Origin of the sequence: Pseudomonas sp. SG-MS2 (assembly GCF_009933855.1) — a bacterium.
GTDB lineage: Bacteria > Pseudomonadota > Gammaproteobacteria > Pseudomonadales > Pseudomonadaceae > Aquipseudomonas > Aquipseudomonas putida_E.
In genome coordinates this window covers 118,326-132,834 of the sequence record NZ_MOMO01000124.1, presented here as the reverse complement: position 1 = coordinate 132,834, position 14,509 = coordinate 118,326, and the positions used below count along the sequence as shown (strand labels likewise).

The window sequence follows — 14,509 nt, the reverse complement described above, 5'->3', positions numbered from 1 at the left end:
GCGGCCAAACCTGCTGCTGCTCGACGAACCGACCAACCACCTGGACCTGGAAATGCGCCTGGCGCTGACCATGGCGTTGCAGGAGTTTGCCGGTGCCGTGGTAGTCGTGTCCCACGACCGCCACTTGCTCAAGAGCACCACCGACGATTTCCTGCTGGTGGCCGATGGCAAGGTCGATACCTTCGATGGCGACCTGGACGACTACAGCCGTTGGCTGGTCGAGTACCGGCAGCGCAGCGCACCGGCTAGCAACGCGCCGGCCAACCCGGACAAGACCGACAAGAAGGCCCAGCGCCAGGCCGCCGCTGCCTTGCGCCAGCAACTGGCACCGCACAAGAAGGCTGCCGACAAGCTGGAGGCCGAGCTCAACCAGGTGCATGCGCAACTGGCCGAGATCGAAACCGCCTTGGGCGACAGCGGCCTCTACGAGGTGGCGCGCAAAGATGAACTGCGCGACCTGCTGGCCCGCCAGAGCAAGCTCAAGCAGCGTGAAGGCGAACTCGAGGAAGGCTGGATGCAAGCCCTGGAAACGTTGGAGAGCATGCAGGCCGAGCTTGAGGCGCTGTCCTGAAGCCTGGGTTGGCGCAGGCTTGAGGGCCAGATCGCTATAGGATTTGCGGATGTCAGGCCGGGCATTTACAGCACACCCGAAATACCCGGCTTGCCTTTGAGCTCTGCAAAATTCGCTGGTTATTTTTTCGCCAAAACCTTAGCTTAACGTTTTGCAACATATGTTCGAGCGAGGTGTGTGATGTCGATGGAAGTGTGGTTGGGCTTCTTTGCCGCGTGTTGGGTGATCAGCCTTTCACCCGGGGCCGGGGCGATCGCCTCGATGTCCAGCGGCCTGCAATATGGTTTCTGGCGCGGCTACTGGAACGCGCTGGGCCTGCAGATTGGCCTGGTCGTGCAGATTGCCATCATCGCAGCGGGTGTCGGCGCCATCCTTGCCGCTTCCGCTACAGCGTTCACCATCATCAAATGGTTCGGCGTCGCCTACCTGGTCTACCTGGCCTACAAGCAATGGCGCGCTTTGCCGATGGACATGACCGATGAGTCCGCCGTGCGTCCGATCGGCAAGCCGTTGAGCCTGGTGTTCCGAGGTTTCCTGGTCAACGTCAGCAACCCCAAGGCGCTGGTGTTCATGCTCGCTGTACTGCCGCAGTTCATCAACCCGCATGCTCCGCTGTTGCCACAATACGTGGCGATCACGGTCACCATGGTCACCGTCGACATGCTGGTGATGGCGGGTTATACCGGCTTGGCTTCGCGGGTGCTGCGCCTGTTGCGCACCCCCAAGCAACAGAAGCGTTTGAACCGGACGTTCGCGGGCTTGTTCATTGGTGCTGCCACGTTCCTGGCGACCTTGCGCCGCGCACCTGTCTGACCGATTTGCGGGGCCTTGCGCAGGCCCCTCATTTCTCTCGGTCCATCATCCCCTTGAGCAAGTCCAACGGCATCGGAAACACGATGGTCGATGTCTTGTCCCCGGCAATCGACCCCAGCGTCTGCATGTAGCGCAACTGCATGGCCCCCGGCTCCTTGCTGAGCATCTGCGCGGCCTGCATCAACTTCTCCGACGCCTGCAGTTCCCCTTCGGCGTGGATGACCTTGGCCCGGCGTTCACGCTCGGCTTCGGCCTGACGGGCAATGGCGCGGACCATCGATTCGTTGAGGTCGACGTGCTTGATCTCGACGTTGGCCACCTTGATGCCCCAGGCATCGGTTTGCGCGTCCAGCACCTGGCGGATATCCAGGTTCAACTGCTCGCGCTCGGCCAGCAGCTCGTCAAGTTCGTGCTTACCCAGCACCGCGCGTAGCGTTGTCTGTGCCAGCTGGCTTGTGGCGACCAGGAAGTCTTCGACCTGGATGATCGCTTTCTGAGGGTCGAGCACACGGAAGTACAGCACTGCATTGACCTTCACTGACACGTTGTCGCGGGTGATCACATCCTGCGGCGGTACATCCAACACCACGGTGCGCAGATCCACCCGAACCATCTGCTGGATCACGGGGATGAGCAGGATCAGCCCTGGGCCTTTGACCTGCCAGAAGCGCCCCAGCTGGAACACCACGCCGCGCTCGTATTCGCGCAAGATACGAAACGCCGACAGCAGTAAGACGCCCAGCAGCATCAGCAGGGCGCCGAAACCCAATTGCATGAACATCGTCATTCTCCTTGCGCTGTAGGGGCAGCAGCGCTCACTTCGAGCATCACGCCATGACGCGCGGTGACCCGCACCTGCTGGCCGAGCTGCAAGGGCGTAGTGCACTGGACCTGCCATTGTTCGCCCTGGGCCATTACCGCGCCACAGAACGGATTGCCTGCCACCACCTGAGAGACACTCACCAGGCTGCCGACCAGGCCGGCATCACCGCTGACCAAGGCCCGCTTGCGAGCTTTGAGGGCCATGCCCAACACGCCACCGATCAACAATGCCGAGAGCACCGCCAGGCTCGCGATCAACGCCAGCGGAATGCCAAAGCCGGGGGCGTCGGTGTCTATCAGGATGACCGCGCCCACCACGAACGCCACGATGCCGCCAAAGCCGACCACACCAAAACTGGGCAGGAACGCCTCGGCGATCATGAAGGCGATACCGAGCATGACCAGCGCGACACCGGCAAAGCTCACCGGTAGCAATTGCAGGGCATACAGCGCCAGCAACAGGCAGATGCCACCGACCACGCCGCCCACGCCGGAGCCAGGGTTCATGAACTCGAACAGCAGGCCATAGACGCCGATCATGATCAGGATCAGTGCCACGCTGGGGTTGGTGATCACGGCCAAGAGGCGCGTGCGCCAGTCCGGCAGATGCTCGGCCAGGTTGGCGTCGCGGGTCTGCAACTGGCGCGGCTGGTCAGCGGCGATCAGGGTCTTGCCGTCGAGCTGGCGCAGCAGGTCAGGCAGGTCGTTGGCCATGTGGTCGATCACCTTCTGCTTGAGCGCTTCGCTGGCCGACAGGCTTACCGCTTCGCGTACAGCCTTTTCCGCCCAGTCGGCGTTGCGCCCGCGCAGCTGCGCCAGGCCGCGGATATAAGCGGCTGCATCGTTCACCTGCTTGCGCGCAAGGGCTTGTTCATTGGCGTCGGGCTTGGCCTTGTCATCCTTTGGTGTACCTGCAGGGCCGCCAATCTGCACGGGGGTGGCGGCGCCGAGGTTGGTCCCCGGCGCCATGGCCGCCACGTGGCTGGCATACAGGATGTAGGTGCCAGCGCTGGCAGCACGGGCACCGCCTGGGGCAACGAAGGTCGCAACCGGCACGGGGCTGGCGAGGATGACCTTGATGATCTGGCGCATGGCGCTGTCCAGGCCGCCGGGTGTATCCATGCGGATCACCACCAGTTGCGCGCCTTGTTCCTTGGCCTGATCCAGGCCGCGCACCACATAGTCGGCGCTGGCCGGCCCTATGGCATCATCGATGCTCAGCACCCAGATCGCCCCAGGCGCGGCCTGGCTGCCCGGGGCGAGGCCAAGCATCAGCACCAATAACCACCAGCGCCAGCAGCGAGCGATCACCTGTCGTCACCTTGTTCACTTCTATACCCCAAGTTTAGCCATGCCTGCCCAGGCAGGGCCTAAAATTGGAGATGGGGGCGAAACCGGAGGTGCATCATGCGAATGGCCAAGACCCTGCAGCAGCGCCTGGACCAGGCCAACTGCGACTACGACATCATTCCCCATCCCCACTCGGCGACCAGCCTGGAATCGGCGCGTACGGCTGGTGTGCCGGCCGAGCGGGTTGCCAAGTCGGTCATGCTCGACGACCGCCATGGCAACTACATCATGGCGGTGCTGCCTGCCAATCGGCACCTGGACATGAGCAAGGTACGCATGTCTGGCGCCTGGCAACTGACCCGCGAAAGCGGCCTGCCGAGCTTGTTCGGTGACTGCGAGCGTGGCGCCATCCCGGCAATGGGTGACGCTTATCAGATAAAGATGCTGCTCGATTCGAGTCTTACCCGCCAGGGCGATGTCTACCTGGAGGCAGGTGACCACGATCACCTGATCCACATGAGCATGGAGCAGTACCTGAAACTGGTGCCGCAAGCCGAAGTACGCGAGCTGTGCTGATGTTCTCAAACCAATGCCGGGCTGGCGTCGTGGACGGCCCGCCCGGTACCCAGGAGGAAACATGGAAGCGCCTACCCATCACTTTTCCGAGCTGTTCAAGCAGTTGGGCTTGCCCGACGATCCTCAGAGCATCGATCAGTTCATCACCAGCCATTCACCGCTGAAAAACGAGATCAAGCTGGTGGATGCGCCGTTCTGGAGCGACTCCCAGCGCGCTTTTCTCAAGGAAAGCATCATTGAAGATTCCGATTGGGCAGTGCCCTTCGATCAACTCAACGAAGCGTTGCGCCGCCCCCGCAAATAAAGCGCCGAGCGGCACCTGACGAGTGATCGGCCGTTGCTATGCTCAGGAAAACAATAAGGGGATATGCGCGATGAAAGATCCCTACGCACCAGGTTTCTGGTGCACCGTGACCATCCTGGGCACCCTGACGGCTGGTTACTTCTATGGTATCCGCCATACACACCAGATGAGCCAGGCTGTGCAGTTTCTGTACGCTGCGGCGGCAGTCGCGGCGGCGGTCGCGCTGCTGGGCCTGACGTGGATCGCCTGGCAGCAACTGCACCTGAACAAGCGCGAGGTGATCCAGGGGCGAACATTGCTCACCATCTGGAACACCAAGGTAGCGCTACGCCGGGTAGAGACGGTTTTCGACCGGTATTTCTGGGGCAGCTATTGGCATTCGGGTCGCACCTTCGAGGAGGTGATGGGCGAGCTCAAGGGCACACCCCTGGAGCAAAGCCTGGATGCGCTCAAGCGCCAGTGCCGGGTGCTGGACCGCGAGATCCACGATCATCAGCATCACTGGCTGGCCAACGCCCGCGATCTCTCCAGTGTGGCCACGGCCATGGCACGCGAGCGTTACCAACTCGACCTGTGCGAGCCCCTGAGCAGTGGCCAAGGCAACACGGCAGTACTCAATCGTGATCTTGAAGTGCTGGTGTATACCTGGTCGGCGCGCCTGCGCAGCTTCGACCATCAGTTGGACGAACTGGAGCGCGCCTACCATTGAGCCTGGTCATTCGCCGCGGATGTACTGCTCCAGCTGCAGGATCAGGCTGGCCTGTTCGGCGATGGTTTCCTTGACCAGGTCGCCGATCGACAGCAGCCCGAGCAGCTCGCCATTGCTGACCACTGGCAGGTGGCGCAGGTGGCGGTTGGTCATCAGGTTCATGCAGTACTCAAGATTCTGCTTGGGCTCCACCGTGACCACAGGTGCACTCATGATTTCCCGCACTGGCGTGGCCGCCGAAGAGCGCCCCTTGAGCACGAGCTTACGGGCATAGTCACGCTCGCTGACGATTCCCACTACCTGGTTGTTCTCCACCACCGGCAGCGCACCGACGTTTTTCTCCGCCAGCATTTTCAGGGCGTCGAGCACCGAGTCATCAGGGCCGATGGTGTAGACGGTCTGGTGCTGGGACTTGGTCTTGAGGATTTGTTCGACGTTCTTCATACAGGCCTCTGCGGGTGGAAAAAACGAGCTCTTGGAGTAACTAAAGCATCCGGCACGGTGGCCTGCACGGCAATGCAGGAAACGGCATCGAGTCGATTGAAAAACGTCATGGGCGGTGCTGGTCTGGTTGCTCAAACGAAAAAGGCTCAGGCAGGTGCCTGAGCCTTTTGGTGCGCGTCATTTTGCGGTTGATCACAGGCCGTTGGGTAGGAACCTTGTGGCGCCACTGACATCATCGATCTTTTTGATGCGAAAGGCCTTGAGGCAGGTTTCGTTACGCGTGTTGCTATCAGGGCAGTACTGTTTGACGAAATCGTTGAAGGCCATATCCTGGCCGTTCACGCTCAGCACGCGCTTGAAGTATTCGCCCTCGATACCCTGCGCCTGGCGCGAAGTGGTCATCGGATGGTCGACTTCCAGGCGACCGTGCAGGTCCACGGTCGGAAACGGTGTTTCTTCTTGCAGGCAACCGCCAAGCAACAGGCTGGCTGAAGCCAGCATGATCAGACGTAGCATGATGAGGTCTCTACAATGGGCGATCCCGGTCGTTTGACCGGGACGGCATTGTTGATGGTTATTCGCCGAACAGACTGCCAGCGCGTTTCACTTCAGCCTTGCCGGCATCTTCCAGCAGCGACTTGGCGCCTGATGTGACGTTGCGTGCGGCGTCGGCATTGGACTGGATCACGTCGGTGCGTGCGGCACTGTCACGCAGCTCGGCATCGATGTAGTCGTTGGCGCGGGCGACCTTGGCTTTTTTGGCTTGCAGGGCCAGACGTCGTTCTTCCAGCTCCAGTGCGCGCAAGTCATCTTCATAGGCTTCTTCGCGGCCTTGAACGCGTTTGCGTTCGACAGCCTGCGCTTGCTGTTGCTCGGCCGCACGCTGCGCAGCCGCACGTTGAGACGAGGCTCGCTGCTGGCGGGCTGCGGCTTCGCGAGCCTCGGCACGCTGTTGAGCAGCGGCTGCCTGGCGTAGGCGTTCGGCTTCCAGCGCAGCTTGGGACTGTTTGGTCTGCTGTTCGATCTGATAGAGCTGGTCGAACTGGCCCGCTGCGGCAGTGGCGGCAGACAGCGCAAGGGCGGTACCCAGAACAAAGTGCTTCATGTTCTCAGGCCTCAGCTCTTTTTCGGATCTGGGCATGTCGCATTCGGCTGGATGCGAGTTTCGTTGGAAATGGTCATGACCATCAGAGAGATGCCACCCACTTCGTAATCGCACGGGCGGCCGACCTGGGCCGAAGTGTAGATCTTGCCGTTTTCCGAGTAGCCGATCAGTACGCCAGGCACCAACGAAGTGTCATTGACAAATGACCCTGCAAGGGCGCCAGCACCGCCGCCGGCCACGCCGCCGATGATCGCAGTGTCCTTGTTGTGGCCAGCACCCAGGGCCGCGCCACCTAGTGCACCCAGCACACCGCCAACCATCATCGCGGCCTTTTTGTTTTTCTCGTTGCTGACTTTGATCCTGGTCGGCGAGACCGTGATGATTTTCACGGTCTTGGCTTCCTGCTGGGTATTCACCTGGCTGGCATCAAACACGTCGGATTGGTATTGCTCACCGGTCGCCTGGCAACCTACGAGCGTCGCAGCGATGGTAAAGGCCAGGCAGTGTTTCAGCATTTTCATTCCTAAGTCCCTGGAGGGTATGGGTAACCGAGCGCAATCCATTACATGGATGAGGCATAATGCCATCATTGTAATCAGATGAATTCAATGAGGTAAAGCCACGAGAGCTAAAGGAGCCTGAGGTTATCGCTGTTGGGAATAAAGGTGGACTGAAGGGCGAGGCCTTGCAGAAACGACGAAGCCCGCGCATGGCGGGCTTCGTTATCAAGATGGCGCACTCGGCGGGATTCGAACCCACGACCCCTGCCTTCGGAGTCCTAAAAGTCGGCGTTTGGAATCAGTACGTTAGCGGGGATTAGCTGGAATTTCAATGGGTTGTGGTAGCTGGGGATAGCGGGTTTTCGCGCCTGTTAGCGAGGCGAGTGTGGCAAATTTGTGGCATCGCGTTATCGGCGCGCCAGTTTGCTCGTCTGACGCTCAGCGCTCCAATCCCCGAAGACACATTCCGTGTGATCAAGCGGCAATTCGGCTATGTGAAAACCCGCGTCCGTGGCTTAGCCAAGAACACGGCGCAACTGACCACGCTGTTTGCTCTGTCGAATCTGTGGATGGTGCGCCGACAATTATTGCGTGCTGCGGGAGAGGTGCACCCTTGAGGGCAGATAACCAAGGCTTTGCCTTGGTTATTCATTAATCAGCGGCTGAAAATCGGGCTTTTCGGCATCCCCAATCCGTCCATTTCCGGCTGATGAGCAGCTTGTTCGGAGTTTCCTTAACGTCTCCCTTTTTAAGAGGTACCCAGGGACATGGCTTATGGCGAGCCCCGTTGGGCGTTCAGCGATCAATGATATGTCGAGTCGATCACCAGCTTTTGCGCCTTTTGGCCCCGCAGGTTAAGCAACTGCAGAAGCACGCCAACGAAGGCCACGGCGCCAGCGCCAATGGCCAGGGTCCAGGTGGGCCACTGCGTCAACAACATCAAGCCTCCCGCAGCCGCGCCAATGGCGCTGCCCAGGTACAACGCCGACTCGTTCAGGGCTACGGCCAGGTTGCCGTCGCCGTGTTCGTCTCGAACGGGGATCAGCTCATTGTTCTGCGGTACTTGCAACGCCCAGCCCACAGCCCCCCCATATGGCAATGGGCAGCATGGCCAGCCAAGGCGTTTCCCTGGGGACCGTTTCAGGACTGACTGAGTGCTTGCTCAAAAGCGTTGGTAAATCTGACAAGATCGTTACCCAAGACTAGGCATAGGTCCCGAAGCTGCACCATGTCTAACCGTCTTACTCCTCTCTCCACATCGCTCATGAACGACTGCGGCCTCCCCAGTGCGGCGGAGCATTGAGCCTGCGTCATCCCTGACTCGACGCGCATACGCTTTAGCTCCTGAAGAAAGATCACATGCTCGCGTCGATAGATAGCTTTGGTCATAGCCGTATCCGTGCAAAGGGCGGCTGACCAAGCTATATCTGCTTTTGGGATATCTGATTTTCAGTTATTTTGGGATGATTCAGTTCGTCTGGGAGGCTGTATGAGACTGGTCTGGGAGCTGTTTCGAGTCGCGTGGGCCGTGGGGTGTGTCCCGGTGGGTGCGCTCTTGCTGGTTGTGGTGGTTTTCTCTGGCTTCAACCTGCCATTTTTTCTTGGGTTCACCAGCGGCGAAGACCCGGCAATCCGGTGGCTGTTCTGGGCCCTGGCCCTTTATTTTATTGGAGGAGGGTGGCTGTTCTATCGAATCAACCAAAGCTATGCCGAAAAGCTGAGGAGCATGGCCTCTAGTTATCGAGCTGAGGGATTCAATCCTGAGGTAGAGGTGTACGCAAAAATCAACGATGCGTACGTTGGTGTCGATCTGAAATCGAATCGGTTGCTAGCCTATCCAGTAGGTCGCGAGGCCCACTTCTTCCGATTAGACGAAATTCGTTCGTGGCGCATCCTGCCCGTGGGCAAAAGCAATCACCGGCTTGAGCTGTTGACCAGCGATCTGAAGATCCCAACGTTCAGCCTAGCGCTGAGGCCGTCTGACGTTGCCAGTACTGAGGCGCGGTTGCGTACCGTCTTCAACACCTAAACTGCTGAAGGAGCCTTTAGTTATCCATTCGGGGTGGCCTAATGAGTGAAGTGAGCGTTGATGATGTTTGGCATGAGGATATCGTCCAGCTGAAGAGGGCGAATGCCACCATGCGGTTAGCCAACCAAGCGCTGGCCTCTAGGGACCGTGCCACTTTGTACGCGCTGGGGTTCTCACATGCTCACATTCGAGAGCTGGTGATCAAAGGTGGTTTCCGGCCATCCACCATTGGGCAGAACACTCGATTGATCAATCTTTTGCAGAAAAAGGGACTAGCTAATGCTGACTGACCACGAGCCGTTGAAAATTGCTTCTGGAGTTTTGTCGAATACGACCATCGATTCTGTCCTCCGGTCGACCTCGTATCACGCACGTGGTTGGCAAATCCTTGACCGCTGGGCACTCAATTCTTCTGGGCGACTTCGTGAGCTTGAAGCCGATGGTGAGTTGTTGTTGCTGGAGCGGTTGCTCAAACAGCAACGTCTAGAACAAAACGCGCTCGTATCGCCTCACGGGCTGGCGCAGCGGGCCCAAGGATTGGCTGAGCATGAGATTCTTGCTCTGTGTGGCATACCTGACGATCTGTGACACCTCAGCTTCAAGGGGTGTAGACGAACACCATGGGGCTTTTCGCTTCAACGGGTCTCGGGGCTTGCCCTGAGCAGGGACGGTAGGCAAAAGCAAGAGAGTGGAACGACTGCCGCTTTGCCGGTTGTACGTACGCCATTCATGGCGGGAGTACAAACCCTACCCTGTCCTGATTCCAGCTAGCTTGGACGTAACAACTTCGGGAATAGGCGAATGAGTTTGCTGGTGCAGGTTCATAAGGATCCCAAAGTCGAGTATAGGGGACGCAGGAAGAGCATCCTTTGAGGGATGGTGGCGGGAACGTGACCGATGAGTAGGTAGAGACTCGTTCGCGAACATGTTCGCGACCCTGGCGGTTTACGGCATCTGCAAAAAACAGGACCTAGAAAAGCTTTCTGAGGAAGCATGTTGAAGACGATTGGGGCAACGGTTAAGTAGCAGGAACGGAAGATTTTTGTCTACCGCTAGCGCACAAATGGCCAGGTACGAGGTGCAGTGAGATGGTGACTGAATGGTTGAAGAAAAATTGGCGGCTGGCATTACGGTCAGTGCAGAAAGCCGAACCTAACAGGAGTGCTGTATTTACCAGATGCGGCACACCATTGGTTTACTCGGGTGAGGTCGAGATTGAGCCCAGCTTGCTCCAAGGCACCCGTCCCAACGGTAGGCAGGTGATGACGGCCCAAGAATGAACGAGGGCAACCATAAGGGGCACGAAGGCCGCGCTTTGAATGGTTGCATCGCTTTGACAGATCAGCGGAGTGATCGAACAATAGCTGTATGAAGCTAAGTACCCAGGATATTGAGCCAACTGAAGCCCTGCAGGCTGTCTTTCGTGAGATCAGGCATCATCAAGACACCGGCAGGAAAAACTTCGTGGTCCGCGTGCCCGTTGATTTGATCGAGTACCTGTTCACCGGGATTGGCTTGAAATCAGGCATGTCTAAAGTGCAGCTTGAACGTCAGCTTGCTGAGCTGAAAGTGTCCGGCTTCGGAGATGCTGACGGTCGAGTGCTCAGGCGCTACCTCAGCGGGCAATCACGCATGGCTTGGGATACCTTCCAGCGTTTGGTGTTTTGGGCATTCACGAAAGGTTGGATATCGGACTGGGTTTTTCGAGATGTCCTCATGCGTGCGCATGTGCGAGAGGCAGCCCAGCTCAGCGCTCGAAAGATAATCAATCGGCTAAAACGACAGGTCTCGGCGAAAATCTTGAATGAGCATGACATCGTGCAATGCTTTGACGATGCCTATCTGCTCAAACAGCAGGAGCGAGAGCAGGGACTGGTTAGCCGCCTGCGTGTCGATTCATCCAATCGCGAATTGGCACTGATCCTAGGTTTCGAATCAGTCCCGGACGAATGAAAGCAACCGTAGCCGTCACCCCCGTATTTCTCGTTTGAACGAGCTCAGGGCTTTGAGCCGTTGGCTGAGGGGGCGTTTTTCAGGTGCTCTGCTAAGTACAGCGTGAGGGCCATTGCGTTTTGTGGCTTGCTAGAGGCCGAGCGGTAATTTTCAGCCATTGCGTTAACGACCACCTGGGGCGCAAAGCGGAGCTTACCGCTGGTCATGGCTTTGACTATTCCCCTGTGTACATCTGTCTGGTGTTCGGAAGGAATGCCCGACATATCCAGCTTACGAGAGCCCACACCCGACGTTTCGGTTAGTGATTTCTGTTGAGGTTTGTTGTTAGGCCAGACATTGGTAGATAGGGTATCGATACCGCATTGCTGTGATATCGGTACCTCTCCAGTTGCACGTGGACGGTCTGGTTGCAGCAATTCCTCCACCAGGCGTTGCTGATCGCCAGTCAGTCGATCTTTGAAGTCATTCAGGAATTCATCAAGCCATTCGCCAGGTATCCGACGGATTTCTCCGATCGCTCTGTCTCTCAGCTTCGGCCCCGTTACTTGGCTTGCCGAGTGGTGGTCCCACCAAAGGCGCACCCAGACAACGAAGCGGTTGTGGTCATACCTGACAAGATCTTCGTCCTGCAGCCGATGGATAACCTGTAGCCATTGATCTGCGGTCCATCCAAGCTCAGCGCCCGCAATTCGCGGTACAAGCGGGTAAACACCTGTAATGTTGCTGTCAGGTGCGGTCAATAGGTGTAGCAATGCAACCTTATCTTCGGTCGTGCAATTCAGGAGGCGTGGCGATCGCCAGAAGTTCTGATCTCTGATGGTTCTCTGTCTGCCCATGATCATTGCTCCGCCGTGGACAAAAATAGGAGCCGGATCGAAGCATCAATCATTGTCGCGCCTCCACTTGTGCCTTTTTCGTAGGTCGGCCCGTGCGCTTCGGCTTTGAAAGCACAACCTCTCTTGGTGGCTGCGGGGTACTCGTATCCCCGGTACGCATCCAGGTCCTGAGGTCCCCGAGTCTCCACCTAAGCCTCGATAACCCATGTACAGGCTCAAGGCCGGGCAGTTTGCGCTGGCGTACAGTGAGTACGCTGAACCCGGTCAATGCGGCGACTTCTGCAACACCCACGAGAACGTCGTCGCCGAGCTTCTGTATTTTTTGGATGGTTTCGTAATCTACTGACATCTGGCTATCTCTCAATTGATCTGAGAGGTCAGTTTTTGCTTGTGGCAAAGCGATCAGGTAGGACAGATTTTTAACCGGATCTTCGCTTAGTGATTTCAAGCAGACCGCATTCGCTGAGTAAGGATTCCACGACCATCATCCCTCGCTGATCCTCTGCGCCTGAGGTTTGGGCGGTTACGCACTGTTCGCTAAGTTGCAGGATCGTACAAGAACAGCGCGCTTTCCGTTCGATAGGCTGGTCACTCCAAATTAGAGAGGATCAGCTATGTCCAGCACGCATCAGCAATTAGCATCACAGCCTGTGAACCTGACTCAAAAAAGCTTCTCTGATCGAGCAGCCATGGAGCCCAAGGGTCGTCGCGGAAATGAACTACTACCAATTTAAGGTGGTACGACAGGCTTCTGTCAGAAGCGCTAACCCCTTGTGACACAAGGGAAAGAAGATGGCTCACTCGGCGGGATTCGAACCCACGACTGATGGCACGCTCATTTTCTGCGGCGTCAACGCTGGATACTTGAGGCAGTGTCACACCTATGTGAGGCGGTTGATGTCACCCTACGCTATCCAGCAAGCCGGAACGATGCAAGCCTAATCAGACGGTGCGGCGGCGAAGCATAGGAGCTTTCATAGAGGAATGGCCGAAACCAGCTTCAGCTTCAGTTCCTCGGAGAAATCTTCCTCATAAATCATTGAGGTTAGTAGTTCGTGTAGGAGATCCCTGTTAACGACATTGTCCGCAACCCACACAGCAATGTTTTCCATCTTGGAAATGAAATCAGGCACGACATATCCGTATCCGTTAAGTTTTAGTAGGTATGCACCTAGTGCGATTGATGATCGCTTGTTTCCATCATTGAATGCATGGTTCTTATTTATCGAGTAAACAAGAAATGTAAGTTTTTCTTCGATGGAGGGGTAGTAGTCATCATTCTTCACGTGTTCGAGTGGGCTTTCCAAGTTGCCAATATTGAATATTCCCGGTCTTCCTCCTGAATTTGAAATTATCCAGTCATGGACCTCGATTGCGTGGTTTACATCAAAATACAGGAACATGGGTTTTCCCGCTATCGATCTTTCAGTCGTTTAAATACTGCTAGCAGCTCTGGGTCGGAAAGTCGCTCTTCTAGAGACTTGCTAGTCTCACCGAGAAACTTATCAAAGTCTCCTTCAGGTACCGCTTGAATATAGGCCTCCAGCTTTTCATGGAGCGCTTCTCTGAAGCAAAGATCTCGGCTGGCCATTTTGGTGCGGGCTTCGTTCAAGACCGGCCTCAAATATGGGCTGTTTTCAGCATTTTTAATCAAGGTGTCCAGATCAGAGGGTTTTAGTTTTCGTTGGTGCTGATCGTAGAAGTTTTTCATGTCACTAGCTAAACCACTCTCGAAGCTAGCAATGGCGCGAATGACCTCCGCATACAAAGTTTCACGCATATTGTCTTTTTCGGCGAGCTTTAATACCTTTTTATATTCTGCAGCGTTTTCATGGAATATCGCTTGGTATATTTTGTTCGTGTACAGACCGAACTTAACAGGACCCATGTCTAAATATTGCCCAAGCGCGGTAGTGAACTCTGCTCGATGACTGTGTTCTTGATAGGCGGCAGGAAGGTAATCTTGATCTCGTTGATTGATAAATTTTGTATGGCCACCTGAGCGCTCTGCCATAACGTCAATCACAATGTCAAGGACCCTTGAACGGATGATTTTTGCTTGCTCGCTTTCGGTCAATAGCATTGCCAAATTCAATAGCGAACGGAATGTGAACAATCCCAAAATGCTGGTTTTGGTACCCTCGCTGATGAGGGTACCATAAGCTAACTCTTTGAAATCCTTAAGATTTTTTCCCTTTATAAGGCGATAGCCATTTGCCTTCAGCTCGTCTGCATGGCCTGTTATGTAGCGCTCGATGGTCGCTTCACTGATGTCGAAAAGCTCAATCAACTGTTGCTTCGTGAAAACAGTTTCTCCATCGTAGCTAACTCCTCCAAGGGCGAGATGGCGCTCCGCGTGTTCGAGCGCGTATCGATTGTTCAACACGTTTTGCCTTTCTTTGGCTGAAGTAGTGAAATCTGTAGCCATGAGATCCCTTTGAAATCAGTATTTTATGGCGTTAGGGTGGAGAGCGCTTAGGCTGGGTTGCGTTTTATGGAGCTTGGTTTGAGGTTAGCCTAGCGTTCACAGGCGTGGACATACTCAGAGTATACAGCT

The 14,509-nt window shown here is 56.5% G+C and carries 18 protein-coding genes and 4 pseudogenes; 11 read left to right on the top strand and 11 right to left on the bottom strand.

The window, feature by feature from the left end:
- Positions 1-571: pseudogene (locus tag BLX42_RS10595) on the top strand (ABC transporter ATP-binding protein); the annotation flags it as partial.
- 180 nt (positions 572-751) lie between these two features.
- Entirely contained in the window at positions 752-1,384 is a 633-nt protein-coding gene (locus BLX42_RS10590; RefSeq protein WP_012312213.1) for a LysE family transporter, read from the top strand.
- A gap of 28 nt (positions 1,385-1,412) precedes the next feature.
- On the opposite strand, the gene BLX42_RS10585 is transcribed toward BLX42_RS10590, so the two are convergent.
- The gene (locus BLX42_RS10585; RefSeq protein WP_012312214.1) at positions 1,413-2,165 is read right to left on the bottom strand and encodes a slipin family protein; all 753 of its coding nucleotides are present in this window, start codon (positions 2,163-2,165) and stop codon (positions 1,413-1,415) included.
- Positions 2,166-2,167: 2 nt separating this feature from the next.
- Positions 2,168-3,517 carry a nodulation protein NfeD gene (locus BLX42_RS10580; RefSeq protein WP_125923599.1) on the bottom strand — a complete coding sequence of 450 codons (1,350 nt, stop codon included), beginning with the start codon at positions 3,515-3,517 and terminating at the stop codon, positions 2,168-2,170.
- Positions 3,518-3,613: 96 nt separating this feature from the next.
- On the opposite strand from BLX42_RS10580, the gene BLX42_RS10575 reads away from it, so the two are divergent.
- The 3 genes from BLX42_RS10575 (at position 3,614) to BLX42_RS10565 (ending at position 5,085) form a co-directional block, all read left to right on the top strand.
- Positions 3,614-4,072, top strand: coding sequence for an aminoacyl-tRNA deacylase (locus BLX42_RS10575; RefSeq protein ID WP_039601719.1), 459 nt, complete (start codon positions 3,614-3,616; stop codon positions 4,070-4,072).
- 61 nt (positions 4,073-4,133) lie between these two features.
- Positions 4,134-4,376, top strand: coding sequence for a DUF2789 domain-containing protein (locus tag BLX42_RS10570; protein ID WP_012312217.1), 243 nt, complete (start codon positions 4,134-4,136; stop codon positions 4,374-4,376).
- Positions 4,377-4,446: 70 nt separating this feature from the next.
- Positions 4,447-5,085, top strand: coding sequence for a hypothetical protein (locus BLX42_RS10565; RefSeq protein WP_039601718.1), 639 nt, complete (start codon positions 4,447-4,449; stop codon positions 5,083-5,085).
- Positions 5,086-5,091: 6 nt separating this feature from the next.
- Here the strand turns inward: BLX42_RS10565 and BLX42_RS10560 are convergent, their stop codons facing one another.
- The 4 genes from BLX42_RS10560 to BLX42_RS10545 form a co-directional block, all read right to left on the bottom strand.
- Entirely contained in the window at positions 5,092-5,529 is a 438-nt protein-coding gene (locus BLX42_RS10560; protein WP_012312219.1) for a CBS domain-containing protein, read from the bottom strand.
- 192 nt (positions 5,530-5,721) lie between these two features.
- Positions 5,722-6,045 (bottom strand): hypothetical protein, encoded by a 324-nt coding sequence (locus BLX42_RS10555; protein ID WP_046786969.1) that lies wholly within the window; start codon positions 6,043-6,045, stop codon positions 5,722-5,724.
- A 58-nt stretch (positions 6,046-6,103) separates the two neighbouring features.
- Complete coding sequence (locus BLX42_RS10550; protein ID WP_046786970.1) at positions 6,104-6,634, bottom strand: DUF5384 family protein; 531 nt, start codon at positions 6,632-6,634, stop codon at positions 6,104-6,106.
- An 11-nt stretch (positions 6,635-6,645) separates the two neighbouring features.
- Entirely contained in the window at positions 6,646-7,155 is a 510-nt protein-coding gene (locus BLX42_RS10545) for a hypothetical protein (protein WP_046786971.1), read from the bottom strand.
- Positions 7,156-7,589: 434 nt separating this feature from the next.
- On the opposite strand from BLX42_RS10545, the pseudogene BLX42_RS10540 reads away from it, so the two are divergent.
- Positions 7,590-7,751: pseudogene (locus tag BLX42_RS10540) on the top strand (transposase); the annotation flags it as partial.
- Between the two features lie 185 nt (positions 7,752-7,936).
- On the opposite strand, the pseudogene BLX42_RS10535 reads toward BLX42_RS10540, so the two are convergent.
- Both BLX42_RS10535 and BLX42_RS10530 read right to left on the bottom strand, forming a co-directional pair.
- Positions 7,937-8,252, bottom strand: a pseudogene (locus BLX42_RS10535) (MFS transporter); the annotation flags it as partial.
- A gap of 22 nt (positions 8,253-8,274) precedes the next feature.
- Positions 8,275-8,523, bottom strand: a complete 249-nt coding sequence (locus BLX42_RS10530) for a helix-turn-helix domain-containing protein (RefSeq protein WP_161871750.1) — start codon at positions 8,521-8,523, stop codon at positions 8,275-8,277.
- Positions 8,524-8,623: 100 nt separating this feature from the next.
- Between BLX42_RS10530 and BLX42_RS10525 the strand changes: the two genes are divergently transcribed.
- The 4 genes from BLX42_RS10525 (at position 8,624) to BLX42_RS10510 (ending at position 11,116) form a co-directional block, all read left to right on the top strand.
- Positions 8,624-9,163, top strand: a complete 540-nt coding sequence (locus BLX42_RS10525; RefSeq protein ID WP_161871749.1) for a hypothetical protein — start codon at positions 8,624-8,626, stop codon at positions 9,161-9,163.
- 41 nt (positions 9,164-9,204) lie between these two features.
- On the top strand, positions 9,205-9,453 hold the full coding sequence (locus BLX42_RS10520) for a hypothetical protein (RefSeq protein WP_161871748.1): 249 nt from the start codon (positions 9,205-9,207) through the stop codon (positions 9,451-9,453).
- Positions 9,443-9,751: a hypothetical protein gene (locus BLX42_RS10515; protein ID WP_161871747.1), complete on the top strand. Its 309-nt coding sequence runs from the start codon at positions 9,443-9,445 to the stop codon at positions 9,749-9,751. Before BLX42_RS10520 ends, BLX42_RS10515 begins: the two co-directional genes overlap by 11 nt.
- 780 nt (positions 9,752-10,531) lie before the next feature.
- Positions 10,532-11,116, top strand: a complete 585-nt coding sequence (locus tag BLX42_RS10510) for a hypothetical protein (protein WP_161871746.1) — start codon at positions 10,532-10,534, stop codon at positions 11,114-11,116.
- 44 nt (positions 11,117-11,160) lie between these two features.
- Here the strand turns inward: BLX42_RS10510 and BLX42_RS10505 are convergent, their stop codons facing one another.
- On the bottom strand, positions 11,161-11,952 hold the full coding sequence (locus tag BLX42_RS10505) for a hypothetical protein (RefSeq protein ID WP_161871745.1): 792 nt from the start codon (positions 11,950-11,952) through the stop codon (positions 11,161-11,163).
- A 614-nt stretch (positions 11,953-12,566) separates the two neighbouring features.
- On the opposite strand from BLX42_RS10505, the pseudogene BLX42_RS26855 reads away from it, so the two are divergent.
- Positions 12,567-12,696 (top strand): annotated as a pseudogene (locus BLX42_RS26855) (cupin domain-containing protein); the annotation flags it as partial.
- A gap of 230 nt (positions 12,697-12,926) precedes the next feature.
- Here the strand turns inward: BLX42_RS26855 and BLX42_RS10500 are convergent.
- Both BLX42_RS10500 and BLX42_RS10495 read right to left on the bottom strand, forming a co-directional pair.
- Positions 12,927-13,355, bottom strand: a complete 429-nt coding sequence (locus BLX42_RS10500) for a type II toxin-antitoxin system death-on-curing family toxin (protein WP_161871744.1) — start codon at positions 13,353-13,355, stop codon at positions 12,927-12,929.
- An 11-nt stretch (positions 13,356-13,366) separates the two neighbouring features.
- Positions 13,367-14,380 carry a DNA-binding protein gene (locus BLX42_RS10495; protein WP_161871743.1) on the bottom strand — a complete coding sequence of 338 codons (1,014 nt, stop codon included), beginning with the start codon at positions 14,378-14,380 and terminating at the stop codon, positions 13,367-13,369.
- Positions 14,381-14,509 lie beyond the last annotated feature (129 nt).